The sequence below is a fragment of the Streptomyces beijiangensis genome (assembly GCF_017315755.1).
GTDB classification, from domain to species: domain Bacteria; phylum Actinomycetota; class Actinomycetes; order Streptomycetales; family Streptomycetaceae; genus Streptomyces; species Streptomyces beijiangensis.
The window spans coordinates 1-2421 of sequence record NZ_JAFLRJ010000080.1 but is presented as its reverse complement, the minus strand read 5'-3'; the positions used below and the strand labels follow the sequence as shown (position 1 = coordinate 2421).

2 protein-coding genes are annotated in these 2421 nt (G+C 70.3%); both read right to left on the bottom strand.

Annotated features, from left to right (window positions below; genetic code table 11):
* Positions 1–1130, bottom strand: a 1130-nt coding sequence (locus J0695_RS09095; RefSeq protein WP_206961370.1) for a sigma-70 family RNA polymerase sigma factor, incomplete at its 3' end; no start/stop codon positions are given.
* 195 nt (positions 1131–1325) lie between these two features.
* A complete protein-coding gene (locus tag J0695_RS09090; RefSeq protein WP_206961369.1) occupies positions 1326–2072 on the bottom strand; it encodes a TetR/AcrR family transcriptional regulator in 747 nt (248 codons plus the stop codon).
* Between the last annotated feature and the right edge of the window lie 349 nt (positions 2073–2421).

The following is a 2421-nucleotide window of genomic DNA, read 5'->3' as shown; positions in this document are numbered from 1 at the left end:
GCGGCCGCGGCGACCACCACGGCCGCACCGATCGCGACCTTCGCCGGGGCGCCGAGCCCTTCCGCGGCGGCGGCACCGCCGGCACTGCCACCGGCGGACGAACCGCCCGTGGCGGCGGCAGCCGCACCCGCACCTGCCGCACCTGCCGCACCTGCTACACCGACGGCCCCGATCCCGGCGCCCTTCAGCGCGAACCCACCGGCGAACCAGCCGATGACAGCCACCGGAAGCAGCGCGGGAATCCCGGCGTTGACGTCCTTGAGCTCGCCCGCCGCCACCCGGCACTTGGCGCACTCCTCCAGGTGTTTACGGAGCCCGCGCTCGGCCCGCATCCGCAGGCCGCCGCGCGCATAGGCGCCCAGCCGGTCCGCGTACCGTGCACAGTCCCCGCCGCTGGTCAGCGCCTCACTCACATGCGCCTGCAGATAGGCCTGCTTGAGCCCCTCACGGGCCCGGCTGGCCAGCACCGCCGTCGCATTGGCGGTCAGCCCGAACAGCGGGGCCACATCGCTCGGCGACTCCTCCTCGACGGTGGTGTGCCAGAGCACCGCCTGCCACCGCTCGGGCAGCGACCTGAAGGCCTGCATGGCGAGCGTTTCCTCGGCGATCTGCATGGCCCGCACATCGGCGCCCAGATCGAGTGTGTCCTGGTCGGAGACCTCGCTCCCGGACGTCCGGGCGGCCTGGTCGGCGAAGACGGCGAAGTCCTCGACCAGTTGCTCGCGCTTGGCGGTCTTCGTCCAGGCCGCGGCGACGCGTCGCACGGTGGTCAGCAGATAGGCCCGTACGGCCTGCTCAGGACCGGCGCCACCGCGCACCGCCTGCAGAGTCCGCGCGAAGACCTCGGCGGTCAGGTCGTCGGCGGTGTGCGCGTCCCGGCAGCAGGTACGCGCATACCGGCGCACCGCGTCCGAGTGCCGGCGGAACAGCTCCTCGTAGGCACTGTCCTCACCCAGCCGCATCTGCCGGATCAACTCGGAGTCCGACGGCGGCAGTTCGAGCGTGCGCGGGGGCGGAAGCACACTGCTTCCGCTTCCGCCCTCACGCTGTTCCGGTACCCGGCGGGCAGGTTGCCCGCCCGCCTCCGGAGCACCGTCACCCAGTGGCTCGTCCCGCCCGTCAACGCTCATCGCGGAAGCCCCCGTACGCACACTCAGACCCAAACACCGAGCCAGAGTGGCACAGAGCCGAGTGCGACCGAACATTCAGGCCCGGCAACCACTCATCCGGGGTGACTTACCGAATCGGAGCACTAACCCTCACCCATTCGGGGAAGGATCAACAGGCGCCGAACACAGACCACTTGCACGAAACGGCCCAAACCATCACACAGGCCGCGACCGCAGCCCTTCGAGAAGGATGTCGAGCAGCCGCGACGAAGCCGCCGCCTGCTGAGTGGCATCCGGCAGCGAAGGAGCCGCCGTGGCTATCACGAGCAGTACGTCCGCCACGGTCACATCGCCCCGCAGCTCACCCGCCGCCCGCGCCCGGCCCACCAGCTGCCCCACGACCTCGAGCAGCTCCGTGGCCCCCGCATCGTCCAGCAGGTCCTCGTCGCCCTCGGTGCCGTCGACCACCCGGAGTCCCGGCGCCACCCGCTGCTGGGGCACGCGTTGGGACGCCTGGGCCTCGTCGTCGAGGACGCCGTTCTCCTCGACACCGACCCGCAGTATCTGCGGCGGCAGCAGCCGCCCGGCACCCGAGGCGACCGAGGTCCGCAGGAAGCGCGACAGCGCCGACCACGGCTCCTCCTCCTGCCCGAGTGCCGTACGCGCCTGATCGGTCAGCCGGGAGGTCTCCTCCTCGGCGATCCTGCGCACCAGTACGTCCTTGCTCGGGAAACGGCGGTACACCGTCCCGACTCCGACCCTGGCCCGGCGCGCCACGTCCTCCATCGGCGCCCCGTACCCGAGCTCGCCGAACACCTCGCGAGCGGCCCGCAGTACATGCTCGAGATTGCGCTGTGCGTCCACGCGAAGCGGCGCCGAGCGCGCACCGGCTCCCGCCCGCCCGTTGCTGTCCGCCGACGCAGATACGGCGGCAGCCTGCCATTGAGTGTCCTGAACATGCATAAGCGTTCCCCCGGTAATGACGTCTCCCCCCGGAGACTCCCCGCCTGAATGCCGGGGTCCCGATTCCGACACCCCGACGAGCTACGAACATAGTTGAGCCGGGGTCAATACAGAAGGGGGTAGTTCCGCACGGAGCGCCCCCCGATCGGAGTATGGAGTGGAACCTTCCTGATTCCGCCCTCCCCGCCCACCCCTTGTACACCCTCTGACCTGGCCACCTTCCCTCATATCCGGGAGAACTGAGGCCTCGCGCCGCGCACCCGGCCCAGTCACACAATTTGTCGGGGCTGTGGACAAAGTCGACCGCTCGTTGCGTCATTGGACAGTGACTCAACCTGTGCGCATTCTT